General features: G+C 74.1%; 23 protein-coding genes and 1 pseudogene. 8 read left to right on the top strand and 16 right to left on the bottom strand.

What is annotated here, in order from left to right; all coding sequences use genetic code 11:
* Positions 1 to 7 precede the first annotated feature (7 nt).
* A complete protein-coding gene (locus tag HT134_RS35870; RefSeq protein ID WP_175604926.1) occupies positions 8 to 367 on the top strand; it encodes a winged helix-turn-helix transcriptional regulator in 360 nt (119 codons plus the stop codon).
* 260 nt (positions 368 to 627) lie between these two features.
* Here the strand turns inward: HT134_RS35870 and HT134_RS35865 are convergent, their stop codons facing one another.
* Positions 628 to 1233, bottom strand: coding sequence for a response regulator transcription factor (locus tag HT134_RS35865; RefSeq protein ID WP_175604925.1), 606 nt, complete (start codon positions 1231 to 1233; stop codon positions 628 to 630).
* Positions 1230 to 2576, bottom strand: coding sequence for a sensor histidine kinase (locus HT134_RS35860; RefSeq protein ID WP_175604924.1), 1347 nt, complete (start codon positions 2574 to 2576; stop codon positions 1230 to 1232). Before HT134_RS35860 ends, HT134_RS35865 begins: the two co-directional genes overlap by 4 nt.
* Positions 2577 to 2686: 110 nt before the next feature.
* Here HT134_RS35860 and HT134_RS35855 point away from each other — a divergent pair.
* Positions 2687 to 3814, top strand: a pseudogene (locus HT134_RS35855) (RNA-guided endonuclease InsQ/TnpB family protein).
* On the opposite strand, the gene HT134_RS35850 reads toward HT134_RS35855, so the two are convergent.
* The 3 genes from HT134_RS35850 to HT134_RS35840 form a co-directional block, all read right to left on the bottom strand.
* On the bottom strand, positions 3787 to 4524 hold the full coding sequence (locus tag HT134_RS35850; protein ID WP_175604922.1) for an ABC transporter permease: 738 nt from the start codon (positions 4522 to 4524) through the stop codon (positions 3787 to 3789). The pseudogene HT134_RS35855 and the gene HT134_RS35850 overlap by 28 nt on opposite strands.
* Positions 4524 to 5426, bottom strand: a complete 903-nt coding sequence (locus tag HT134_RS35845) for an ABC transporter ATP-binding protein (RefSeq protein WP_175604921.1) — start codon at positions 5424 to 5426, stop codon at positions 4524 to 4526. The genes HT134_RS35850 and HT134_RS35845 overlap by 1 nt, the downstream gene beginning before the upstream one ends.
* Positions 5427 to 5514: 88 nt before the next feature.
* The gene (locus tag HT134_RS35840; protein ID WP_312888690.1) at positions 5515 to 6348 is read right to left on the bottom strand and encodes an HAD family hydrolase; all 834 of its coding nucleotides are present in this window, start codon (positions 6346 to 6348) and stop codon (positions 5515 to 5517) included.
* 90 nt (positions 6349 to 6438) lie between these two features.
* Between HT134_RS35840 and HT134_RS35835 the strand changes: the two genes are divergently transcribed.
* Complete coding sequence (locus HT134_RS35835) at positions 6439 to 6810, top strand: hypothetical protein (RefSeq protein ID WP_217708817.1); 372 nt, start codon at positions 6439 to 6441, stop codon at positions 6808 to 6810.
* A gap of 25 nt (positions 6811 to 6835) precedes the next feature.
* Here HT134_RS35835 and HT134_RS35830 read toward each other — a convergent pair whose 3' ends face one another.
* Positions 6836 to 7312: a DUF2283 domain-containing protein gene (locus HT134_RS35830; RefSeq protein WP_175604919.1), complete on the bottom strand. Its 477-nt coding sequence runs from the start codon at positions 7310 to 7312 to the stop codon at positions 6836 to 6838.
* 167 nt (positions 7313 to 7479) lie between these two features.
* On the opposite strand from HT134_RS35830, the gene HT134_RS35825 reads away from it, so the two are divergent.
* From HT134_RS35825 to pyrF, 5 genes are all read left to right on the top strand, one after another.
* Positions 7480 to 8127, top strand: a complete 648-nt coding sequence (locus tag HT134_RS35825; RefSeq protein ID WP_175605136.1) for a GntR family transcriptional regulator — start codon at positions 7480 to 7482, stop codon at positions 8125 to 8127.
* Between the two features lie 108 nt (positions 8128 to 8235).
* Positions 8236 to 9609: an MFS transporter gene (locus HT134_RS35820; RefSeq protein WP_175604918.1), complete on the top strand. Its 1374-nt coding sequence runs from the start codon at positions 8236 to 8238 to the stop codon at positions 9607 to 9609.
* Positions 9606 to 10550, top strand: coding sequence for a dihydrodipicolinate synthase family protein (locus HT134_RS35815; RefSeq protein WP_175604917.1), 945 nt, complete (start codon positions 9606 to 9608; stop codon positions 10548 to 10550). The genes HT134_RS35820 and HT134_RS35815 overlap by 4 nt, the downstream gene beginning before the upstream one ends.
* On the top strand, positions 10547 to 11683 hold the full coding sequence (locus HT134_RS35810) for a mandelate racemase/muconate lactonizing enzyme family protein (protein WP_175604916.1): 1137 nt from the start codon (positions 10547 to 10549) through the stop codon (positions 11681 to 11683). Before HT134_RS35815 ends, HT134_RS35810 begins: the two co-directional genes overlap by 4 nt.
* A 100-nt stretch (positions 11684 to 11783) precedes the next feature.
* Entirely contained in the window at positions 11784 to 12584 is an 801-nt protein-coding gene (gene pyrF, locus HT134_RS35805) for an orotidine-5'-phosphate decarboxylase (protein WP_175604915.1), read from the top strand.
* 36 nt (positions 12585 to 12620) lie between these two features.
* Here pyrF and HT134_RS35800 read toward each other — a convergent pair whose 3' ends face one another.
* The 10 genes from HT134_RS35800 to HT134_RS35755 all read right to left on the bottom strand — a co-directional run bounded on the left by HT134_RS35800 (position 12621) and on the right by HT134_RS35755 (position 22684).
* Positions 12621 to 13640 (bottom strand): AF_0692 family protein, encoded by a 1020-nt coding sequence (locus HT134_RS35800; protein WP_175604914.1) that lies wholly within the window; start codon positions 13638 to 13640, stop codon positions 12621 to 12623.
* A 98-nt stretch (positions 13641 to 13738) separates the two neighbouring features.
* Positions 13739 to 14428: a TetR/AcrR family transcriptional regulator gene (locus HT134_RS35795; RefSeq protein WP_175604913.1), complete on the bottom strand. Its 690-nt coding sequence runs from the start codon at positions 14426 to 14428 to the stop codon at positions 13739 to 13741.
* A 156-nt stretch (positions 14429 to 14584) separates the two neighbouring features.
* Entirely contained in the window at positions 14585 to 14854 is a 270-nt protein-coding gene (locus HT134_RS35790) for a hypothetical protein (protein ID WP_175604912.1), read from the bottom strand.
* Positions 14855 to 14911: 57 nt separating this feature from the next.
* Positions 14912 to 15628, bottom strand: a complete 717-nt coding sequence (locus HT134_RS35785; protein WP_175604911.1) for a polysaccharide deacetylase family protein — start codon at positions 15626 to 15628, stop codon at positions 14912 to 14914.
* A 37-nt stretch (positions 15629 to 15665) separates the two neighbouring features.
* A complete protein-coding gene (gene rbsK, locus HT134_RS35780) occupies positions 15666 to 16547 on the bottom strand; it encodes a ribokinase (RefSeq protein ID WP_175604910.1) in 882 nt (293 codons plus the stop codon).
* Positions 16544 to 17953, bottom strand: a complete 1410-nt coding sequence (locus tag HT134_RS35775; protein WP_175604909.1) for an ADP-ribosylglycohydrolase family protein — start codon at positions 17951 to 17953, stop codon at positions 16544 to 16546. Before HT134_RS35775 ends, rbsK begins: the two co-directional genes overlap by 4 nt.
* The gene (locus HT134_RS35770) at positions 17950 to 19170 is read right to left on the bottom strand and encodes an ADP-ribosylglycohydrolase family protein (protein WP_175604908.1); all 1221 of its coding nucleotides are present in this window, start codon (positions 19168 to 19170) and stop codon (positions 17950 to 17952) included. Before HT134_RS35770 ends, HT134_RS35775 begins: the two co-directional genes overlap by 4 nt.
* The gene (locus HT134_RS35765; RefSeq protein ID WP_175604907.1) at positions 19167 to 20138 is read right to left on the bottom strand and encodes an ADP-ribosylglycohydrolase family protein; all 972 of its coding nucleotides are present in this window, start codon (positions 20136 to 20138) and stop codon (positions 19167 to 19169) included. The genes HT134_RS35770 and HT134_RS35765 overlap by 4 nt, the downstream gene beginning before the upstream one ends.
* A 6-nt stretch (positions 20139 to 20144) precedes the next feature.
* Entirely contained in the window at positions 20145 to 21371 is a 1227-nt protein-coding gene (locus tag HT134_RS35760) for an ADP-ribosylglycohydrolase family protein (RefSeq protein WP_312888687.1), read from the bottom strand.
* Positions 21368 to 22684, bottom strand: a complete 1317-nt coding sequence (locus HT134_RS35755) for an ABC transporter substrate-binding protein (RefSeq protein WP_175604906.1) — start codon at positions 22682 to 22684, stop codon at positions 21368 to 21370. The genes HT134_RS35760 and HT134_RS35755 overlap by 4 nt, the downstream gene beginning before the upstream one ends.
* Positions 22685 to 22686 lie beyond the last annotated feature (2 nt).

Below are 22686 nucleotides of genomic sequence, written 5' to 3'. Positions count from 1 at the left end.
GGCGTTCATGGCGTTCCTCGCCGACTGCCAGGCCAGGCTGGCCTTCGACCTGATCGCCAACACCTGGAACGCCGTGGTCGTGTGGGGCCTGCGGCACGGGCCGCGCCGCCCCGGGGAGTTGCGGGCGGCGATCGGCGGCATCAGCCCCAAGATGCTCACCGAGACGCTGCGCCGCCTGGAGGCCAACGGGCTGGTGACGCGCAGGGCGTACGCCGAGGCGCCGCCCCGCGTGGAGTACGCGCTCACCGAGCTGGGCGAGACGCTGCTGGAGCCGATCGAGGGGCTCGGCCGGTGGGCCGCCGAGCACGTGGACGAGGTGATGGCGGCACAGGACCGCCTGGAGGCGGCCGGCGAACCGGCGGGCTGACCGCGACGCGGCCTCCGAGGGCACCCGGTTCGCCCCGTCCGCGAACAACGGCTGAACGTACCTGGACATCAGCTCGTACCACCTGACCTGCTTCAGGCTGGGCTGCCCCAAGGTGACGAACGACGTCCTCCACCTCACCCACCGCGTCCAGCCGGCCGCGGCGCAGTCGGCGTACGCGAAGAGCCGTACGTGCAGACCCTCCAGTACCACGGGGTGAGCAGCGGCCGTTAGGCCCCCTCCCCGCCCGTACCGCCGGAGCCCTACAGCCAGCCCTGGGCCTGGGCGTGGCGGACGGCCTCGACGCGGTTGCGGGTGCGGGTCTTGCCGATGGCCGACGACAGGTAGTTGCGTACCGTGCCCTCCGACAGGTGGAGGCGGGCGGCGATGTCGGCGATCGTGGAGCCGTCGGCCGCGGCGGCGAGCACGTCCCGCTCCCGGCCCGACAGCGGGTTCGGGCCGGCGCTGAGCGCGGCGGCGGCCAGGCCGGGGTCGATGACCCGTTCACCGGCCCGCACGCGGCGCACCGCGGCGGCCAGCTCCCGCGCCGGGCTGTCCTTGACGAGGAACGCCGCCGCGCCCGCCTCCATCGCCCGGCGCAGGTAGCCCGGCCGGCCGAACGTCGTCAGGATCACCACCCGGCAGCCGGGCAGCACCCGGCGGATCTCCTCGGCGGCGGTGATGCCGTCGCCGCCGGGCATCTCGACGTCGAGCAGCGCGACGTCCGGCTCCGTCTTGCGCGCCACGGCCACCGCCTCGGGCCCGGAGGCGGCCTCGCCGACCACCTCGATGTCGCCCTCCAGGCCGAGCAGGGTGACGAGCGCGCCGCGCACCATGGCCTGGTCCTCGGCCAGGATGATCCTGATCACGTCCGCTCCGCCCCCGTCTCGCCGGGCACGCCCCGCACCACCCGCACCGCCGTCACGGCCTCACCGGCGGCGGCACCCGACTCGGCCGGGACGGCAGGCTCGGTCGGATCGCCCGAGCCGGCCGGGGCCGGGACCCGGACGACGAGCCGGAAACCGCCGCGCACCCGGCCCGCCGTCATCGTCCCGCCCGCCGCCGCGACCCGCTCCGCCAGCCCGGCCAGCCCATTGCCCTCCCCCTCGCCCACCGAGCCGACCGGCCCGTCGCCCTTCCCCTCGCCCACCGGCCCGGCCGGCCCGTCGCCCTCCCCCTCGCCCACCGGCCCGGTCAGCCGGTACGCCTCTTGTGAGGCCCCCGACCCCGCGTGGCCGCGTCCGTCGTCGGTGATCTCCAGTGTGGCCTCCGCCCCGTCGTACGTCACGGCGATCTCGCAGCGCCGCGCCCCCGAGTGGCGCAGCACGTTCGTGCTCCCCTCGCGGACCGCCCACGCGAGCAGCCCGTCGAGCGCGGGCGGCAGCGGCGTCCCCGTCAGCCGCACGACCGTGTCCGTGCCCGCCGACTCCAGCGCGGCGCGGGCGCCGTCGACCGCCTCGGCCAGCCCCCGCTGCCGGTAGCCGGTGACGGCCTCGCGCACCTCGACCAGCGCCTGGCGGGCCACCTCCTCGATGTCGCGGATCTCCCGCAGGGCCCGCGGCGACTCCTCGGCCAGCCGCCCGGCCAGCTCGGCCTTCATGGCGATGAGCGACAGGCTGTGGCCGAGCAGGTCGTGCAGGTCGCGGGCGATGCGCAGGCGCTCCTCCCCGGCCGCGAGCCTGGCCACCTCGCCCTGGGCCTCCCGCAGCCGGGACACCAGCAGCCGGGTGTTGCGCACGTTGGTGAACAGCACCCCCAGGGTCGCGACCTGGAAGACGAACAGGAGCAGGGTGCCCGGGTCGGTGCCCATGAGCCCGCCGAGCACGACGATGGTGACGCCCATGCCGGCGACGGCGACCGCTGCCCCCCGCTTCGGCAGCGTCATGGCGTAGGCCACGCTCATGTAGACCGGCAGCGCCAGCCAGGCCCCGCCGAAGATCGGCGGGAGCGCCACGGCGAGCAGCGTGGTGAACCCGAGCAGCGGGTACGTCCAGCGCCCCGGACGGCCGAACGTCCGCTGGCTGAGCACGATCCCCGCGTAGGCGGCGACGAACCCGGCCAGCGCCACGCAGGCCCACACCGCCCGGGCGCCGGTGATCTCCCCGTTCAGCACCCCCAGGACAGGGGCCACGAGGTAGACCAGCCCGACGGAGACACTCAGCAGCCGCCTGGCGGGCGAGAGGCCGTCACGCGGCGGCTCGGGAACGCTCATCGAATCTCCTTGAGCACGGAGGCCCCCCGGGAGGAAACGCGGGACAGTGCCGCACGATGGATGCGAACATCGAAGCGATTCTCCATCGACCGCCTGGTACGAGGTGAGGCGTGGCGCAGGTCGTGAAGCGGGCCTACAGGTACCGCTTCCATCCGACGTCCGAGCAGGCCGAAGAACTCGCTCGGACGTTCGGCTGCGTGCGCCTGGTCTACAACAAGACCCTGGCCGAGCGGACCCGCGCCTACACCTCGGAAGGCCGCCGCATTTCCTACGCGGAGTCCTCGGCCACCCTCACCGCCTGGAAGAAGACCGACGAGCTGGCGTTCCTGAACGAGGTGTCGAGCGTTCCGCTTCAGCAGGCGCTGCGCCACCTTCAGGCGGCGTTCGCGCACTTCTTCGCCCGCCGGGCCCGCTACCCGGCCTTCAAGTCCCGCGAGAAGTCGCGGGCATCGGCCGAGTACACCCGCTCGGCCTTCACATGGCGAGACGGGCGGCTCACCCTCGCCAAGATGCGCCAACCGCTGGACATCGTGTGGTCGCGGCCCCTGCCGCAGGGCGCGCAGCCGTCCACGGTCACTGTCTCCAAGGACGCGGCCGGCCCGGAGCATGAACGGGCCGACCGCCGCAAGCTCGCCCGGGCCCAGCGCGATCTCGCCCGCAAGGAGAAGGGTTCGGCCAACCGGCAGAAGGCGAAACTCAAGCTCGCCCGCGTTCACGCCCGGATCACCGACCGGCGGCGCGACTTCCTGCACAAGCTCACCACTCGGCTCGTCCGTGAGAACCAAACGGTCGTGATCGAGGATCTCACTGTCCGCAACTTGGTCAAGAATCACGGCCTGGCCCGTGCCGTCTGCGACGCCTCCTGGCGCCAGATGCGGTCCATGCTGGAGTACAAGGCCGCCTGGTACGGGCGGGAACTCATCGTGATCGACCGATGGTTCCCTTCCTCCAAGCTGTGTTCGGCGTGCGGTGCCCTGCAGGGCGAGATGCCGCTGGCCGTCCGGGTGTGGCAGTGCGCCTGCGGTGCGCTGCACGACCGCGACGTCAACGCCGCGATCAACATCCTCGCCGCCGAGCTGGCGGAGAGGTGAAACGCCTGTGGAGCCGGTGTAGGACCTCAAGGGCGTAAGCCCGGCGGGCGACTGGCGGTGAAGCAGGAAACCCGACCCGCGAGGGTCGGAATCCCCCGGCTTCAGCCGTGGAGAGGAAGTCAAGCGCGTACGGTAGCCCGCCGGTAGGCGAGGACGGCGAGCACTCCGAGGGCCGCCGCCCAGCCGGCGACCGTGAGCGCGTCCGGCAGGGGCACCCCGTGCCCGGCGATGACGCTCCAGCCCATGTCGGCGTAGGAGTAGGCGGGGGTCACCTCGGCGATGGAGCGCATGGTCTCGCCCATGGCGCTGACCGGGAACCAGAGCCCGCCCACGATCACCAGCCCCAGCATGGTGATCATGGTGACGGGCTGGACGGCGTCGGGCCGCAGCAGCGAGCCCACGACCAGTCCCAGCGCGACGAACGGGACGGCCCCCGCCCACAGCGCCCCTACCAGCGCCGCCCACTGTCCCGCGGACAGCGACACCCCCTGGGTGAGCGCGCCGGCCAGGCACACGAGCAGCATCGAGGGCAGGACCAGCGTCAGCGCGCCCACCAGCTTGCCCACGATGATCATCCAGCCGCGCAGCGGCGTGACCTGGAGCTGCGGCAGCCAGCCGGAGGCGCGTTCCTGCGCCCACGGGCCGGCGGTGTTGACCAGGGTCCCCGAGATCGCGCCATAGGCGGCCATGGAGACCATGACGTACGCGCTGAGGGCGACGCCGCCGTCGGTGGTGCCCTTGCCGAAGACGTTGGCGTTGAGCAGGTAGATGACGAGGGGGAAGCCGATCCCGAGGATCAGGTACCTCCGGTTGCGGACCATGCGGAGGATCTCCAGCCGCACGTACGAGGCGAGCATCACGGCTCCCGGGTGAGGGCGAGGAAGGCGTCTTCGAGGTGGCCGCCGGAGACCTCCAGGTCGTGGACCTCCAGCGTGGTGCCGCGGTACAGCGCGGCGGTGGTGCGGGCGGCGTCGTCGGTGCGCAGCCGGGCCACGCCGTCGCGGATCTCGACCGAGGTGACGCCCGGCAGGGCGTCCAGACCGGCGGCCGGCTGGTCGCCGAGGCGGAAGGTGACCAGCCGCCCGCCCGCCGTGGCCTTGATCTCGGCGGGGGTGCCGTCGGCGGCCAGCCGGCCGCGGGCGATGACGAGCACCCGGTCGGCGTGCTGGTCGGCCTCCTCCAGGTAGTGGGTGGCGAACAGCACCGTACGGCCGCCCGCCGCGTACGCCCGCATGCCGTCCCAGAAACGCCGCCGCGACTCGACGTCCATCGCGGCGGTCGGCTCGTCGAGCACGAGCAGGTCGGGGGCGCCCGCGACGGCCAGCGCGAACCTGACCCGCTGGGCCTGGCCGCCCGACAGCCCCTTCGCGCGCCGCTTGGCCAGGGAGCCGAGGTCGGCCAGGTCGAGGATCTCGGACAGCGGCAGCGGCCGGGGGTAGAGGCCGCGCACGAAGCCGACGAGCTCGCCGACGGTCAGTTCGGGCATCAGCTCGCCCTGCTGGAGCATGGCGCCGACGCGGCCTCGCGCGACGGCCTCCTCGGGGGTGCCGCCGAGGACGCGTACCGTGCCGGACGTGGGCCGGGCCAGGCCGAGCAGCAGCGACACGGTGGTGGACTTGCCGGCCCCGTTGGGGCCGAGCAGGGCGATGGCGCCTCCCGCCGCGGCGGTGAGGCTCAGGCCTTCGACCGCCCGCACGTCGCCGAAGTGCTTGGCGACGCCGGTCAGGGCGAAGGCGGGGGTGGATGGGATGGTCTCCATGGCATCCACGCTAGGAGCGGCCCGGGCGCGTCCCTGGTGCCGTGCGTCCTGCCTTCACGCTGACATTTGTCATGCGCCGGGCGGCGGGTCAGGGGCCGTAGAGGCGTTCGAGGACGACGGCCACGCCGTGGTCGTCGTTCGACAGCGTCCGCCGCTCCACGGCCGCGAGCACCAGGTGGTGGGCGTTGGCCATGGCGTACCCGGCGCCCGCGAAGGCGAGGACGGCGAGGTCGTTGGGCATGTCGCCGAACGCGGCCACCTCGGCCGGTTCGACGCCCCGCTGCGCGCAGAACCCGGCCAGCGTGCCGGCCTTCGTCACCCCCGGCGCGCTGATCTCCAGCAGCCCGCCCACGCCGGAGTGCGTCACCTCGGCACGTCCCGCCACCGCCTCGGCCGCCGCGGCGGCCATGTCGTCCACCGAGTGACGGCCGGACCAGGCCAGCAGCTTGACGAACGGCTCGGCCGTCTCGCGCACGGACCGCACCTCGCGCCGGCTCCTCGGGTCGTGGTGGTGGACGTCGTAGCCGGGCTCGGCCAGCACGACCGTGCCCGTCTCGACGGCGAACGCGACGCCGGGCAGCGCCTCGGCCAGGACGTCGATGACGTGGGCCGCGGCCTCGGGGTGGAGGTCGTGCCGGGTGACGATCTCGCGGGCGGCCAGGTCGTACACGATGGCGCCGTTGCTGCACACGGCGGTGCCGCTGACGCCGGCCGCCTCGGCGATCGGCTCGACCCCGCGGGGCGCGCGGGCGGTCACGAACACGATCTCGGCGCCGGCCGCGCGCGCCAGGCGCAGCGCGCGGCGGGTGCGCGGGGAGACGGAGCCGGTCGAGTCGAGCAGGGTGCCGTCGAGGTCGGTGGCCACGACGCGCGGCCGGGCCTGGTGGTCGGTGGCGGGGGGAAGGTCGCTTGGCGGGGTCACGCGTCGATTATCGCGGCCCTTGCCGTCCCGGTCCCTGCTGTCGCGGGCCCGGTCGCGGCGGGTGCGGCGGAGCCCGATAGGGTGCGCCGCGTGACCGAGACCGTCCGTCAGGACAACCCCGCCGGGTCCGCGCTGAGGTTCGCCACCGAGCTGGTCGCCTGGGTCGCCACCCCGTGGGCCCTCGCCCCCTGGTCCGTCCCGCTGGCCGTCCTGTCGGTGGTCGTGCTGATCGGGCTGCCGACGCTGTTCTCCACGCCCGGGGACAAGCGCAACGTGATCGTGCCCGTGCCGGGGTTCGTGACGATCCTGCTCGTGCTGCTCCAACTCGTCGCCGCGGTGGCCGCGTCGTGGGCGGCCTGGCCCGCGCCGGTGGCGGTCGTCGTGACGGCGCTGGCCGTGGCGACCGTCGCGTTCGAGGTGCCGCGCTGGCGGTGGCTGCTGTCGCGCGGCGCCCGCCCCTAGAGCCGCGACCCCCTGGAGCCGCGGCTCAGAGCCGCATCTCGGACGGCAGGCTGGTCGCCGCGTCCAGCAGCTCGACGCCCAGCAGCTCCCCCGAGGCCCCGTAGTCCAGGACGGCGCCGCCCACCGTCTCCTGGCGCACGGCCTCCCCGGGCGCGATCTCGTGCTTCATCGCGATGTAGGCGACGTCGCCGTCCTTGTCCCAGGTGAGGTAGACCGTCTTGGGCCGCCGGTCGTCCGGCTCCTCCTCCCAGCTCAGCAGCCCCTCCTTGGCCTCGTGCGAGCCGGCCAGCGCGGCGCGGACCATGGCGAGCGCCAGGTCCACCGCCTCCAGCGCGTCGACGCCGGTCACCTTGCGCTCGTGCTCCCACCCGGCCAGCCCGTCGATCCGGTACGGGCACGACCAGTCGCCCGTGGGCTCCTCCGCGGGCACGCCGACGGTGACGGTGACCTCGCTCGGCGGCTCGGTGCGGAGCGTCAGCGTACGGCGGGCGATCTCGTACATGCAGGTGATCTACCCCGGCGCGACCGGCGGGTACCCCGCGGACATTTCCGGCACGTCACCCGGCGGTTTCCTTGCTTCTCCGGCGCGATACGGCTTAAAGTCGCATCTCATACATCGCATATGATGCGCGATCCACCAGGGAGCCATCGCAAGGAGTACGTGTGGCGATGCCAGTCCTCAGTCCCGGCGCGTTGCCGTCCCGCACGGCGCACGTGCTGGAGACGATCAAGGCGGCGATACTCAACGGCCGGTTCAAGCCGGGGACCCCGCTGGTCGAGAGCGACCTGGCCGGCCAGTTCGGCGTCTCGAAGACACCGGTGCGCGAGGCGCTCAAGGCGCTGGAGAGCACGGGGCTCGTCGTCATCCGCCCCTACACGGGCACCACCGTGCGCGAGCTGAGCGACGAGGACGCCCTCGGCGTCTACGACATGCGCCTGCTGCTGGAGCCGGAGGCCGTGCGGCGCAGCGTCGCCGCCGGCGCCAGCTTCGCCGAGGCGGCGCGGGCACTGGAGCGGGCCGCGCACGCCGGCGACGCGTCGGAGCGCAGCGTCGCCAACCGCGACTTCCACGGCGCTCTCTACGCGGGCTGCGGCAACCCGCTGCTCGTCCGCACCCTGGACGGGCTGCGGGACCAGACCGCGCTCGTGTCGGCCTCCTCGTGGTCACGCTCCCCGTCGTGGGAGGAGGAGGCCGAGGAGCACGCGGCGATCCTCGAGCAGGTGCGGGCCGGCGACGCCGACGGCGCGGCCGGGCTCGTGCGCCGGCACATCGAGGGCTTCGTGGCCAGACATCTCAGGAGGGAGCCGTCCGCCTGAGGATCAGCGAGATGCGGCCCGTTCTCCGCCAAGATCCCGAGCCGCATCTCTGAGAACACAAACGCTCCCTCGGGAGCGTCTCTGTCACCCCCCGTCAGAGGAGCAACCATGTCTCATTCTACGCCGACGGGCACCCCGTCGGCCCGGCGCAGCCGCATGCGGTGGACGATCGTCGGCTTCTCGGCCCTCGGCCTGACCATCGCCTACCTCGACCGCGCGGCGCTCAGCGTCGCGATGCCGTTCATGTCCGAGGAGTTCGAGTTCAGCCCCGCCGTGCAGGGTGTGCTGCTCTCGGCGTTCTTCTGGACCTACGCCCTGTTCCAGATCCCGTCCGGCTGGCTGCTGGACCGGTTCGGCCCACGGGTGATCTACCCGGTCGCGGTCGGCTGGTGGTCGATCTGGACGGCTCTGATGGCCGCGACCCAGAGCTTCGGCTGGGTCATCGTCTCGCGCCTCGGCCTCGGCGTCGGCGAGGCGCCCGTGCAGCCCGCCAACGTCAAGGTCGTCTCGCAGTGGTTCCCCCGCAAGGAGCGGGCATTCGCGTCGAGCCTGTTCGACATGGGCCAGCAGATCGGCACCGCGCTCTCGGTCCCGGTGGTGACAGCCCTGGCCGTCCTCGGCGGCTGGCGGCTGTCCTTCCTGGTCATCGGCGTGCTCGGCATCCCGTGGCTCATCGGCTGGCACCTGGTCTACCGGCACCCCGAGCAGCACAAGCGAGTCTCGGCCGAGGAGCTCGCGCACATCCGCTCCGACCAGGCCGAGATGGCCGCCCCCGAGGCGGGCGCCGGCAAGGCCCTCTGGGGCCGGCTCCTGCGCGACAACCAGGTGTGGGCGCTGATGACCGGGTACGTCTTCCGCTCGCTCGCCGGAGCGTTCTTCCTCACCTGGTACCCGAGCTACCTGCTCAAGGACCGCGGGTTCAGCAAGGAGGACTTCGGGATGGTGGGCGCGATCCCCGCGCTCATCGCCATCGGCGCCACCGTGCTCGGCGGCGTCGTGTCGGACCGCATGCTGGCCAAGGGGATGTCCACCAACCTGGCGCGCAAGGTCCCGATCGTCTCCGGTCTCGGCCTGAGCGCCTGCATCGGCTTCGCCCCGTTCATCGAGAGCAACCTCGTGCTGATGATCGTGCTCACGGTCAGCAGCGCCGCCCACTCGTTCGCGGGCGCCGCGATCCTGAGCCTCCCCGCGGAGGTCGCCTCGTCCCCGGCGAGCGTCGGCTCCATCGCCGGGTTCCAGAACTTCGGCTCGCAGCTCGGCAACCTCATCAGCCCGATCGCGATCGGGCTGTTCCTGAGCGCCGGCGGCGGCTCCTACGTCGGCCCCCTGGTCGGCGCCGCCGCGAGCTGCCTCGTCAGCGCCGCCGTCTATCTGTTCTGGGTGCGCGTCAAGCCCGTCACGCCGTCACCGGCCCCGGCGGATCCGGCCCTGGCGGATCCGGCCGGTACGGGCACCGCATCCCCTGAGAGGACCACCACGTGAGCACCACTCCGGACCTCGGAGACCTGAAGGAACGCCTCGCCACCGTCATCGGCATCCCCGTGGTGCCCTACACCGCCGGCGGCGAGATCGACCACGACCGGGCCGTCGCGCTGGCCCGGCGCCTGGTCGGCAACGGGATCACCGCGCTGACCCCGAACGGCAACACCGGCGAGTTCTACGCGCTGTCCCCGGACGAGCGGCGCGCCGTCCTGACCAGCGTCGTCTCCGCCCGCGGCCCTGGCACGACGATCGTCGCCGGGGTCGGGCTGGACGTCGCGACCGCGATCTCGGACGCCCGCTTCGCCCGGGACGCGGGCGCCGACGCCGTCATGATCCACCAGCCGGTGCTGCCGTACCTGTCGGCGCGGGGCTGGGTCGAGTACAACGCCGCCGTCGCCGCGGCCGTGCCGGACCTCGGGGTGCTGCCGTACCTCAGCACCACGGCGGTCACCGGCGCCGACATCGCCCGGCTCGCCGAGCGGGCGCCGAACGTCGTCGGGCTGAAGTACTCGGTGCCGGACCCGGTCGTGTTCGCCACGACGCGCGCGCGGGCGGGCGACGGCCTGCTGTGGGTGGCGGGCCTCGCGGAGTCGTACGCGCCCGCCTACTGGCAGGCCGGGGCCCGCGCGTTCACCTCCGGCCTGGTCAACGTCGCCCCCGCGGTGTCGCTGGAGATGCTCGCGGCCCTGCGGGACGGCGACTACGACGCGGCGGCGCGGGTGTGGCGGCGGATCCGGCACTTCGAGGAGTTGCGGGCCCGCGACCGCGCGGCCGACAACGTCTCCGTGGTCAAGGAGGCGATGCACCAGCTCGGCCTGTGCCGGCGCGAGGTGCGCCCGCCCAGCCACCCGGTGCCCGCCGCGCTGGCGGAGGAGGTGGCCGAGTCGATCAGGTCCTGGCGTGCGGCCGTACCGGAGCTCGAACCGGAGGGGCGGCCGTGAGGATCGCGTCGCTGCGGACCTTCCGCCAGCGGGTGGGCGACCGCCCGCGGGTCCTGGTCAAGATCACGACGGACGACGGGACGGCCGGCTGGTCCGAGGTCTACAACCACGGCCCCGACCTGGCCTACCCGCCACTGCTCGACTACCTCTTCGAGCAGATCAAGGGCATGGACGCGGGCAGCCCGAGCCGGGTCAACCAGTTCCTGCTCCAGTCCTGCCGCTTCCCGCAGGGCGCCCTGGGGCTGGCCGCGATCGCCGCGATCGACCTCGCGCTGTGGGACATCGCCGGCAAGGCGCTGGGCGTGCCGGTCTACCGGCTGCTCGGCGGCGCCGTGCGCGACCGGGTGCGGGTCTACGCCGGCCTGTACTCCGCGCCCGACCCGGCCGAGCTGCGGGACACGACCGCCGCGCTGCACGAGCGGTTCGGGTTCACGGCGTTCAAGCTCAGCCCGTACCGGCGCGACCTGCACCGCTCGCGGTTCGGGCTGGTGGCCGGCGAGCTGGGCGGCTACTTCGGCCGGGTGCGCGAGGAGCATCCGGCGGAGTGGGAGTTCGCCTTCGACGCGCACGCCTGCCTCTGGCAGCCGCGCCAGGCCGTCGAGCTCGGCGCCGCGCTGGCCCCGTACCAGCCGCTGTTCCTGGAGGAGCCGATCCGGCCCGAGCACCTGCCGGCGTGGGCGCGGATCCGGTCGGAGCTGGCCGTGCCGCTCGCGACGGGCGAGTCGCTGTACTCCCCGCACGAGTTCCTGGCGCTGCTGACGGCGCAGGGGGCCGACATCGTACAGCCCGACATCTGCGTGGTCGGCGGGCTGACGCAGATGACGCGGATCGCCGCGCTCGCCGACGCCCACTACGTCCCGGTGGCGCCGCACAACCCGCTCGGCCCGCTCGCCACCGCCGCCAACGTGCATTTCGCGGCGGCGGCGACCAACTTCGCCATCCTGGAGTACAAGCCCGACGAGGTGTCCTGGTGCCCCGACCCGTACCTGCCGGTGGACGGGCACCTGGAGCTGCGCCCGGACCGGCCCGGCTGGGGCGTCGAGATCGACGAGGCCGCCCTGGAGGAGGACGACTGGGTGCACTGGGAACGCCGGGTGCCGGCCCGCCCGGACGGGTCCACGGCCTGGATGTGACCCGATCCGCCCCGTCCCATACCGCCCTCGTCGCAACGCTTTCCGGGCCGCTCCGGCCCGGTCTACCCTGCGAACGTCGGCGAGGGTGGGGGGCGGGACGATGACGGAGCCGTTCGGGACCAGGCTGCGGGCCAGGCTCGACAAGTACGGGCCGCTGTGCGTGGGCCTCGACCCGAGCCCGGCGCTGCTGCACGCGTGGGGCCTGGACGACTCGCCGGCGGGGCTGGAGCGCTTCAGCCGCACGGTGGCCGACGCCGTGGGCGACGTGGCCGCCGTGGTCAAGCCGCAGCCGGCGTTCTTCGAGCGGTGGGGCAGCCGGGGGTTCGCCGTGCTGGAGTCCGTGCTGGCCGACCTGCGCCAGGCCGGGCCGCTGGTCGTGCTCGACGCCGGGCGCGGCGACACCGGCGCCACCATGGCCGCCTACGCCGAGGCGTACCTCGACCACGGCAGCCCGCTGGCGGCCGACGCGGTGACGCTCAGCCCGTACTTCGGGTTCGGGGCGCTGGAGGGGGCGATCACCTCGGCCGTCGCCAACGACGCCGGGGTGTTCGTGCTCACCCGCGCCGGCGGTCCGGAGGCCTTCCGGGAACCGCTCGCGGCGCGGGTCCTCGCGGGCGTCGAGGCGGCCAACGCCGGCCGGACGCCGTTCGGGCCGGTGGGCGTGGTGCTCGGCGGCGTGCCGGGCTCCGGCCTGCTGGACCGGCTCAACGGTCCGGTCCTGGTGCCGGGCGTCGGCGGCCCGCGCGGCCTGTCGCCCGCCGACCTGGCACGGCTGTTCCCCTCGGTACGGCACGCGGTGGTGCCGGCCGTCTCCGGCGCCGTCCTGGCCGACCCGGCGCGGGTGCGCGAGCTGACGCTGCGCCACCGCGACGAGTGCGCCCGCCACCTGTCCGGCCCGTGACCCATGGGGCGGGGCGCCCGCCGGAGGCCCGGCCGGTCAGGTGGACACCCGGCGTGCCGCGATCACGAGCAGGACGACCGCGCCGGCCGTCGCGATCGCGTTGCTGGTCAGGTCGACCGTCTGGCTGATGGGCACGGTCATGGTCGGCTTCCACGGGAAGGAGTGCCACGCGTAGGTGAGCATGGCTCCTGCCGCGAGCGCCAGCCGGTGCGCGTCCGACCAGCCGGAGCGGTGCGACCAGCGCCTCACCAGCAGGCCGGCCGCGGCGAACAGGGTCAGGTAGCCGAGCACGCTGCCCCATGCCGGGAGGGGGATCGCCAGCCAGGGCGACAGGCCGGTGGGATCGATGGCGTAGAGGAGGACGAAGACCGCGCCTGCCGCCAGGGCGAAGGCGAACACCGCCCAGGGGGCGGGCGCGCCGCCCCCGGTCGTGGGGGCGGCGCGACGCAGGCGGAGCCCGAGGACGACGAGCGCGGCGACCACCACGGCGGCCCCGGCGAACTGGAGCGGGCCGGCGAGCAGGCCGATGTCCGCCGCCCTGGCGACGGCGGCGAGCACCGAGTAGAGCGCGAAGAACACGGCCACGGCCCGGAAGCCGCGCTCCTTCAGCCACGGCGTGGTGCCGCGTGGACCGGCCAGCGTCTCGATGATCGCGATCGGGACGCTGATGCTCCAGATGGTGTGCACGCCCGCCATGAACAGGACCCACGGCAGCGCCGTTCCCAGCGCGGGAATGTAGCCGTAGTCGAGGATGCGGACGCCGACCCAGTTCTCGTCCCAGAGCGTCTGGGTGATGAACGCCTCTTCGAACATCCCGTACGCCAGCGCGAACGCCAGCATGGTCGGCCAGCCGCGCCCGGTCCGCCGGACCGCCTCACGGATGAACAGGGCGCCGGCGCCGTAGAGGGGACCGATGACGAGGAACCCCACGACCCCGATCACGTCGGTGATCGGGAAGTTCCCCATCAGGACCTCCGCGTCCAGTGGCGCCAGGAACAACAGTCCGATCGCGGGCGCCAGGCGTACGAGGGGCGGGCTCTGGTGAGTTGTCGTCACGACCTACACCACTCCAAGTGTGAGGGAACGTCGGTCTCGGGAGGAGGCTCCGGGCGCCGCGCACCAGCCCGCGCCGGCTCCTCCGCTCAGGCGGGGGCTCAGGCGAGCTGCTGCCGGCTGATCCCCTCGATCAGCAGGTCGCGCAGGCTGCGGTAGAGCTCGATGGCCTGCGGTACGGCGCGGACGACGCGCTCGCGCGCGTCGGGGGTCTCGAGCGACGACCTGACGATGTACGCGAGCGCGTCGGCCCTTGCCGCCGGCGGGATCTCCTCGTCCGTGCGGTAGGAGTCGACCGTCAGGAATCCGGTGAGGGTCGCGACGAACGCGTGCAGGCGCGTCTCGGGCTCGAGATCGTCGCGTACGACGCCGTGCTCGCGCATGATCTCGAAGTAGTCGGCGATCGTCCGCGCGCGTGCCTTCATGAGCGGGCCGACGTGGTCGGCCCCGGTGCGGGCGAGCGCCCCGAGCGTCTCGGCGTCACCGGTGACGATCAAGCGGATGATCGGGTCCTCGTGCACCGACAGGTACGCCAGCCTGGCCAGCTCGCTCGGGAGCGCGTGGGACGGATCGGCTCGGAAGGCGGTCAGGAACCGGTCGAGCAGTCGTGCCTGCTCACGCATCAGCACGGTGAGGAACAGCACTTCCTTGGTGGCGAAGTGCAGGTAGACCGTTCCCTTGCCGACCCCGGCCCGGCGCGCGACGTCCTCGATCGTCACCCGCCGGTATCCCCACGCGACCAGCAGCTCCCCGGCCGCGTCCAGGATCATGCCGGCCCGATCGTCGCTCATCGCATCTCCTCCGTGACCTCTTGACCCGATTGGCGAATCGAGTCATCGGGTCAACCGTACACCGCCGGAGAGCATGCCGAGGAGCCGGTTCAGCCGGAGACCTCATGAGGCGCGGGGCGCGGGGTGCGGAGCAGGCGTGGCCGGGTCGGGCGGCGGTCAGCCGGTGGGGCCGGCGTCCGGGCGGACCTCCGGCTCCTCGCCGGTCTCGCCGTCGCGGCCCGCGCCGCGCTCGGCGGCGGGTTCCTCGCCACCCTCCGCACCGGCTTGCCCGCCTGCGGCCTGGGCCTCGGGCGGGTCCACGGGCACGGGGCGGCGGGAGCGGGGCGTGCCGGCTCCCGACCGCTCGGCGACGACGTCGCTCTCCGCGTTGAGGCCGGTCACGGTGTCGGGCAGGTCGTCAGGACGATCGTCGTGCTTGTCGCTCATGACCGGTCCCCTGCCCCGCGCGGCGCCGCTGATGTGGCCGGGGACGGGGGAATCCGATCACGCCTGCGACCCGGCCAGCAGTTCCGAGACCGGGACGAACGCGTACCCTTCCGCGCGCAGCGCCGACACCACGCCCCGGATGGCCGCCCGCGTGTTGGCCCCGCTCCCGTACCAGGGGTGCAGCAGGACGATCGACCCGGGCCGCACCTGGGCCCGTACCTCGGCCACGATCTGCTGGGGCGTCGGCGTCTTGCCGGAGTCGGGCTCGACGTCCCACATGACGGTGGTCTGGTGGTGCTCGGCCAGGTACATCGGCAGGGTCAGCAGCTTCTTGCCCGTCGGCGGCCGGAAGGTGATCTCGCCCTTCTGGCCGGCGGCGCGGATCAGCGCGTTCGTCCGCTCCACCTCGTCCTTCACGGTGTCCGGCGAGACGAACACCATGCGCCGGTGCGTGTAGGTGTGGTTGCCCAGCTCGTGCCCCGCCGCGACGAGCGCCGCCGCCTCCTTCGGGAACCTCTCCATCTGGGAGCCGACGACGTAGAAGGTGGCCTTCGCGTCCTCGGCGGCGAGGGCGGCCAGCACCTCGGCGGCGTGCTCGTCCGGCCCGTCGTCGAAGGTGAGCGCGACCACCTTCTCCGGCGTGTCGAACCGCGACACGAGCGTGCCGGCGACCTGGTACGTCCGCGAGTTGACCAGCCGGTACAGGCCGGTGGCGGCCAGCGCGAGCACGACGGCCACCGCCAGAGTCACGAGCAGCCGGCGGCGTCGTCTCATCGGACCTCCCCCATGATCATGATCATGGGGGAGCAGTCTAGAGGGCCGCGTCGATCTCCGCGCGGCTCGGCATGGAGGTGCTCGCGCCCTCCCGCTGCACCGACAGCGCCGCCGCCACCGACGCGAACCGCAGCGCCTCCTCCGCCGGCCGGCCCTCCGCCCTGGCCACGGCGAGCGCGCCGACGAACGTGTCGCCCGCCGCCGTGGTGTCCACGGCCTCCACCCGTACGGCCGGCACGCGCAGCCGCTCGCCCGAGCGCGAGCCGTACAGGGCGCCCTCGGAGCCGAGCGTGATCACCACCTCGGGCACCCGTTCGAGCAGCCGGGACAGCGCCTCGCCGGGGTCGGCGGCGCCGGTGATGGCGGCGGCCTCGTGCTCGTTCGGGACGATGAGCGCGACGGCGTCCAGCAGCTCGTCGGGCAGCGGCTGCGCGGGCGCCGGGGTGAGCACGGCCGGCACCCCCGCCTCGCGGGCGGCGCGGGCCGCGCCGACGACGGCCCGCATGGGCAGTTCGAGCTGGAGCAGCACCGACGCGGAGGCCGCGATGACCGCGCGCTCCTCCTCGGAGGGGGCGGTGACCTGGCCGTTCGCGCCGGGCACCACGATGATCGAGTTGCCGCCGTCGTCGTCCACCACGATGTGCGCGATGCCGCTGGGGCCGGGCACCTGGCGCAGGCGCTCGACGTTCACGCCGGCGACCGCGAGCGTGTCGCGGATCTCCGCGCCGAACGCGTCGTCGCCGACCGCGCCCAGGAAGGAGACCTCGGTGCCGGCGCGGGCGGCGGCGATCGCCTGGTTCGCGCCCTTGCCGCCGGGCACGGTGCGGAACATCCGCCCGGTGACCGTCTCACCGCGCTTCGGGGCCTGGTCCACGTACGCGACCAGGTCCATGTTCGCGCTGCCGAACACCGAGATCATGCCCTCATCAACTCCCTGGTGCGGCGGGCCAGCTCGTCCAGCCCGATACCGTCGAACCCGGTCAGGCTGCTGGCCAGGCTGTTCCTCATCTTCCACCGGGCGGGCACGCCGCCGTTCAGCGCCCCCGCCACCGAGCCGACGGTCGCGCCCGCCGAGTCGGTGTCCCAGCCGCCGGCCACGGCGCCGGCGATGGAGGCGGTGAAGTCGCCCCGGCCGTGGACCAGGGCGGCCGCGATCAGGGCGGCGTTGTTGATCGTGTGGACCCAGTGCAGGCCCGCGTGCCGTTCGTGCAGGCGGTCGAGGACGCGTTCGAAGTCGGGCTCCGAGGCGGCGTCCTCGGCGGCCCGCCGTACCGCGTCGTGCAGCCGCGAGGCGGGCGGGACGACCGACAGGCCGGCGGCCAGCACCTCCTCCACGGACGTCGCCACGAGCGACTGCGCGCACAGGGCGGCGGCGAACATCGCGCCGTAGACGCCGTTGGCGGTGTGCGTCAGCCGGGCGTCGCGCCAGGCGTACTCGGCGGCCGTGGCCGGGTCGCCCGGGTTGACCCACCCGTACACGTCGGTCCGGATGAGCGCGCCGATCCACTCGCGGAACGGGTTGCGGTGCGTGGCCGTCGCGGGCGGCTCGACGCCGGACAGCAGGTTGCGGTACGCGACCCGCTCGGCGGTGAACGTGCGGCCGGCCGGCAGCTCGTCCAGCCACAGCTTGGCCACGTCGTCGGTGGTGAAGCCGCGGCCGTGGCGCTCCAGCACGGTCAGGGCGAGCAGCGGGTAGTTGAGGTCGTCGTCCTCGGGGACGCCGTCGATGTTCTCGGCCAGCGAGTTGACGGCGCTGCGCCGGTTCCAGGGCCAGCGGGCGGCCACGTCGGCGGGCAGGCCCCGCGCCGTGAACCAGCCGCGGATCGGCCAGTTGCCGGTGGCCTGGGCGATCTCCCGGACGCCCTCGCGCGGGATCTTCTCCACGGGCTTGCCGAGCACGCATCCGGCGGCCCGCCCCTCCCAGGCGCCCAGCAGCCGCGCCGGGTCCACCGCGGGGACGGCTCCGGACGGCGAGGAGGGCGCGGAGGGCGCGGGCGAGGCGCCGGTCCGCGTGCCGGGCTGCGTTTCGGTCCGCGTGCCGGGCCGGTGGGCGGGCCAGGCGGGGGTCGCGGCGATGATCGCGTCCAGGTCGGTGGGCTCGCCCAGCGGCGACGGGATCGCCGCCAGCTCGTCCAGCAGCCGCTCGGCCAGCGGGCGCAGCCGCAGCGCGCCCGGCTCGGACGCGCCCGCGCGCGGCGGCGCGTCGTGGCCGCCGGCCGCGCGCCACCGGGCGGCGATCTCCCGCACGTCGCGGCCGTCCTCGGCGGCCTGGCGCAGCTCGTGCCCCACCAGGTCCTCGGGCTGCACCCAGGTGAGACGGATCACGCCCCGCCCTCCGCGCCGTCCAGCGCGCCGCTCGCGGTGCCGCCCGGCGCGCCGTCCGCGGTGAGCAGGGCGGCGAAGGCGCTCTCGTGGGCGCGGCGGCGCGCCTGGTCGTCGGCGTGGACGCGGCGCGCCACCCGCGCGATCGCCCGCCCCGGCTCGACCAGGTCCGTACGGCTGGCCCGCCCGATCTCCTCGACCCACTCCCCCGGCACCGCGGCGAGCCCGCCGAGCGCGCCCGCGACGGCGCCGCCCATGGAGGCGATCGAGTCGGCGTCGCGCCCGTAGTTGACGCCGCCCAGCACCGTCTCGCGGAAGTCGCCCTTGGCGATCACCAGGAACCCGAGGGCCAGCGGCAGCTCCTCGATGCTGTGCACCCGGCTCGGCCGGCGCGCCCCGAGCCCCTGGTCGCGGTAGGTGTCGGCGACCGTGTCGTAGGGCCGCATCGCCGCGCGCAGCGTCTCGAACGAGCCCTCCCAGTGCCCGAGCCCGCGCGCCGCCTCGCAGACCGCCTCGATGGCGGCCCTGGTGCCGTCCTTGGCCAGCCGCAGGCAGGCGGCCACGACGGAGTCGGGGGTGGCGCCCGGGCGCATGGCCTCGGCGACGGCCGCGGCCATCACGCCGGCGGCCTCGCGCCCGTAGCTGGACTGGTGCGCGCCGGTGAGGTCGATCGCCTCCGCGTAGGCGGCGTCGGGGTCGGCGGCGTTGACGACGCCGACCGGCGCCACGTACATGGCGGCGCCGCAGTTGACGATGTTGCCGACACCGGCCTCGCGCGGGTCCACGTGGCCGTAGTGCAGGCGAGCCACGATCCACTTCTCGGCGAGGAAGATCCGGTGCAGCGGCAGGGCCTCGGTCTCCAGCTCGGGGATCCAGCGCCGCTCCCCCATCAGCTCGGGCACCAGGTGCTCGGCCATCGCGTACGCGTCCAGGTGGCCCTGGACCTTCTCGTAGACGCGGATGAGCGCGTGCGTCATCAGGGTGTCGTCGGTGATGTGGCCGTCGCCCTTGTGGTACGGGGCGATGGGGCGGGCGTTGCGCCAGTCCTCGTTGAACGGCGGCACGATGCCCTCGACCGGCCCCCCGTACCGCTGGGTGATCTGCTCGGGCGTCCAGCCCTCGGTGGCGCCGCCCAGCGCGTCGCCGACCGCCGCGCCCGCCACACAGCCCACCGCCTTGTCGGTGAGCAGGTCCGCGGGCTGATCTGCGAGCGGCGTCATACGAGTTCCTCCGTGAGTTCGATGAGATCTGTTCCCGCCAGGTGCGGCAGGCAACAGCCGGCCAGCGTGCGGGCCGAGGCGGTCCACCCCTGCGGGATCGCCTCGAAGCCGCCGCACGCCCCGGTGATCGCGCCGGTCAGGGCGGGCGCCGAGTCGGCCAGCGGCGCCAGGCAGGCGGCGGCGGGCACGGCCCGGCCGAGCGCGCCGCCCGACACCTCGGCCAGCGCCAGTGCGACGGGCACGGTCTGGGCGGCGCCCACCGCGTAGCTGTAGACGTGGTCGAGCAGGGCGGCGTCGAGCGCGGGCACGGCCGCGAACGGGTCGCCCGCCGCGCGCGCCACCTCGATCGCGAGGCGCGCGTTGTGCCCGATGGCGGTGTCCTCGGGCAGAACGGCCAGCGCCGCCTCGACGGCCTGGCCGGCCGAGCCGGTGGCGACCGCCGCGCCGACGGCGGCGGCCATGGCGAGCGCGCCGAGCACGCCGTCGCCGGCGTTGGTCACGCGGGCGTCCTCGGCGGGGTCGCGGCCCAGCGCGCCGAAGGCGACGGCCCGCACGGCGGCGGCGTCGTCGAAGTGGTGCGGGTTGTCGTGGCCGCTGGCGGGCGGCTCGACGCCGCGGGCGAGGTTGTCCAGCGCGGTGGCCACCGAGATGCGCGCCCGCAGGTCCGGGTTCCGCTCGCGGAGCTCGCGGAACGCCTCGGCGCGCGGCCGGTCGATGGTGAGCGCCGTCCAGGCCAGCCACTCGGCGTCGTCGGACGGGCCGAGCGCGAGCGGGGCGACGGGCTGGTTCAGCGCGAACGGCACGGGCAGGGTGGTGACCCGGTGCTCCTCGGCGAACGCGTCGAGCTCCCGGTGCAGGCGCCGGCTCCACGGGGCGTGCAGGGCGGAGCGGTGCCGGCCGGCGGGCCAGCCCGCGGCGTCGCCGACGGCGAGCCCGGCGAAGGCCCCCCGGATTCTGTCCCCCGACATGGTCGTCTACTGTCCTTTCGCCGTACGGCTTGCGCCGCCCGGTCCGTCTGCTTGCCCGCCCGCCCGCGGGCCGGTCTCCCGGTCCGCCGGCGGGGGCGCCGGGTCGTCGCCCGCGCCCCCTCGCGGAACGGTGCTCGCGGCGGCCCGCGAGTCGTCGCCCGCTTCCGCGCCCGGCCGGTGGCGGGCCGCCGCGTCGGTGAGCTCGTCGGCGACGGTCAGGACGTGCCGGCCGGCCACCACGGGCAGGCAGGTGCCCGCGACCGGGCCGATGCGGGCGGCCCACCGTTCCGGCACGCCGCCCTCGCCCTGCCCGGCGCCCGCGACGGCCCCGGCGATGGCGCCGATGGTGTCGGCGTCGCGGCCCAGGCTCACGGCGAACGTCACGGACGCCTCCACGTCGCCGTCACCGGCCAGGTAGGCGGCCAGGGCGAGCGCCACGGCCTCGGGCGCGACGTCGGTCCACGGGTAGTGGCGCACCACGACGGCCTCGTGCAGCGCCTCCATCAGCGCCGCCTCCCCGTCGTCCGGCTCGCGTGCCTCTCCCGGCCCCTCCTGGACGGCGGGCCGGTGCCGGGTGCGGTCGACGGCGGCGACGGCGCGGGTGACCGCGCGGGCCGTCCACGAGTCCTCCGGCACCACCGACAGCGCCGCCGCCACGACCTGGCGTGGCGGCAGCCCCGCCATGGCGGCGGCCACGGCGCCCGCGACGGCGCGCCCGCCGAGGACGCCCTCGCCCGACTGGCTGACCCGCCCGTCCTCCGCCACGAGCCGCGCGGCCTCGGCCGGGTCACCGGGGCAGAAGATCCCGTACGGCGCGGCCCGCATGGCCAGCCCGTCCGACCAGCCGTGCTGGTGAACCAGCCCGGTCATCGGCGGTTCGAGACCCCGGCGGAGCGCTTCGACGGTCCCCAGCTCCGAGAACCCGGCCCCGCGCATGGGGCCGGTGATCCGGGGCAGCACCTCGGCCCGGTAGGCGGCGGCCACGGCGGCCGAGGTGAGGCCGTGCCCGTGCCGGACCAGCTGGGAGGCGGCGAAGATGGCGTACTCGGTGTCGTCCGTGCCGCCGCGCTCGATCTCGGTGAGCCGGCCCCAGCGCCGCCGGATCTCGGCCGGGGTGAGGTTCTCCGCGGGCGCCCCGAGGGCGTCGCCGGCCGCGAGGCCGAGCAGGCACCCTCGGGCCCGGTCGCGGTGGCTCCCCGCCTCGGGACGGGTCACCGCTGCGCGATACGTCACCGCTGGTACCGCTCCAGCACCTTGTTGCCGTCGTCGACCAGCTTCTTCGCCACGTCGTCGATGCTGATCTTGTTGGCGAAGTACTCCTGGAGCGCCGGCGTGGCGACCTTGCTCTTCCACTCGTCGAAGCCGTTGACCTTGAGGAACGGGGCGACGACGAGGTTCTTGGCCGAGGCCGTGGCCACGTCCCAGCCGTTCTCCTTGGTCGTCATCGACGGGTCGGAGGCGGCCTTGACGGAGGTCGGCAGCAGCCAGTCGCCCTTGGCGAGCTTGGCCTGGTTGGTCGGGTTGAGGAAGTACGAGATGAACTTCAGCGCCTCGTCCGGGTGCTTGCTGTCCTGCGCGACCGACAGGGTCTGGGAGACCGCGCCCTGGTCGGAGGTGGTGCCCTTGAGCGGCGGCAGCGTCACCCACTCGAAGCCCTTCGGCGCCTGCTCGGCGACCTGCTGGCGCAGGTAGACGCCGGCGGGCAGCATGGCGAACTTGCCGTTGAAGAAGGCGGGCAGCGGGTCGGCCGTGCCCTGGCCGAGGGCCGCCGGGTCGGCCGACTGGTCCTTGTAGAGCTGGTCGTGGATGCGCTGGAGGACCTGCTTCTCCTCCGGGCCGACCTTGACCGTGGTCTTGCCGTCGACGGTCTGGAAGAAGGTGCCGCCGAAGTTCAGCGCCAGGTTGAGGGTCTTGTTGACCGGCGACTTCATCGGCCAGGCCACGCCGAATTTGTCACCCTTGGTCATCTTCTTGGCGGCCTCGGAGAACTCGTCCCACGTCCACGGGTTGTCGGGGGTGGGGATGCGCACGCCGGCGGCGTCGAGCAGCTTCTTGTTGGCGATGATGACCTGCGACTCCTGCAGGAACGGCACGCCGTACACGCCCTGCTTGCCCTTGCCGTCGTCGAAGGTGACGGTGTCCCAGGACTTCTGCGGGATGTCGCTCTTCAGCTCGGCGGGCAGCTTGTCGGACAGGTCGAGCAGGTAGCCGTCGGAGGCGAAGCCGGACAGGGCGGGCGAGTCGTTGTGGATGACGTCCGGCGCGGTGCCGCCCGCGAACTGGGTGACGAGCTGGTCGTTGACGTTGTCCCAGCTGCCCTGGACGTAGGTGACCTGGATGGTGGGGTTGGCCTTGTTCCACTCGTCGACGATCTGCTTGTTGGCGGCGACCGACTCCTTCTGCCAGGCCAGGCTGAGGAAGTTCAGCTTCACCGGCTCGCCGGGCTTGCCGGCCGCGGAGCCGCCCTTGTCGCCGCCGCCACCGCTGCCGCAGCCGGCGGCCAGTGCGACGATCGCCGCCGCCGCCAAAGCGGACTTCATACGCATGA

The sequence above is a fragment of the Nonomuraea rhodomycinica genome (assembly GCF_013363995.1).
GTDB lineage: Bacteria > Actinomycetota > Actinomycetes > Streptosporangiales > Streptosporangiaceae > Nonomuraea > Nonomuraea rhodomycinica.
The sequence above is the reverse complement of the archived record's forward strand: the minus strand, read 5'-3'. Positions and strand labels throughout refer to the sequence as shown.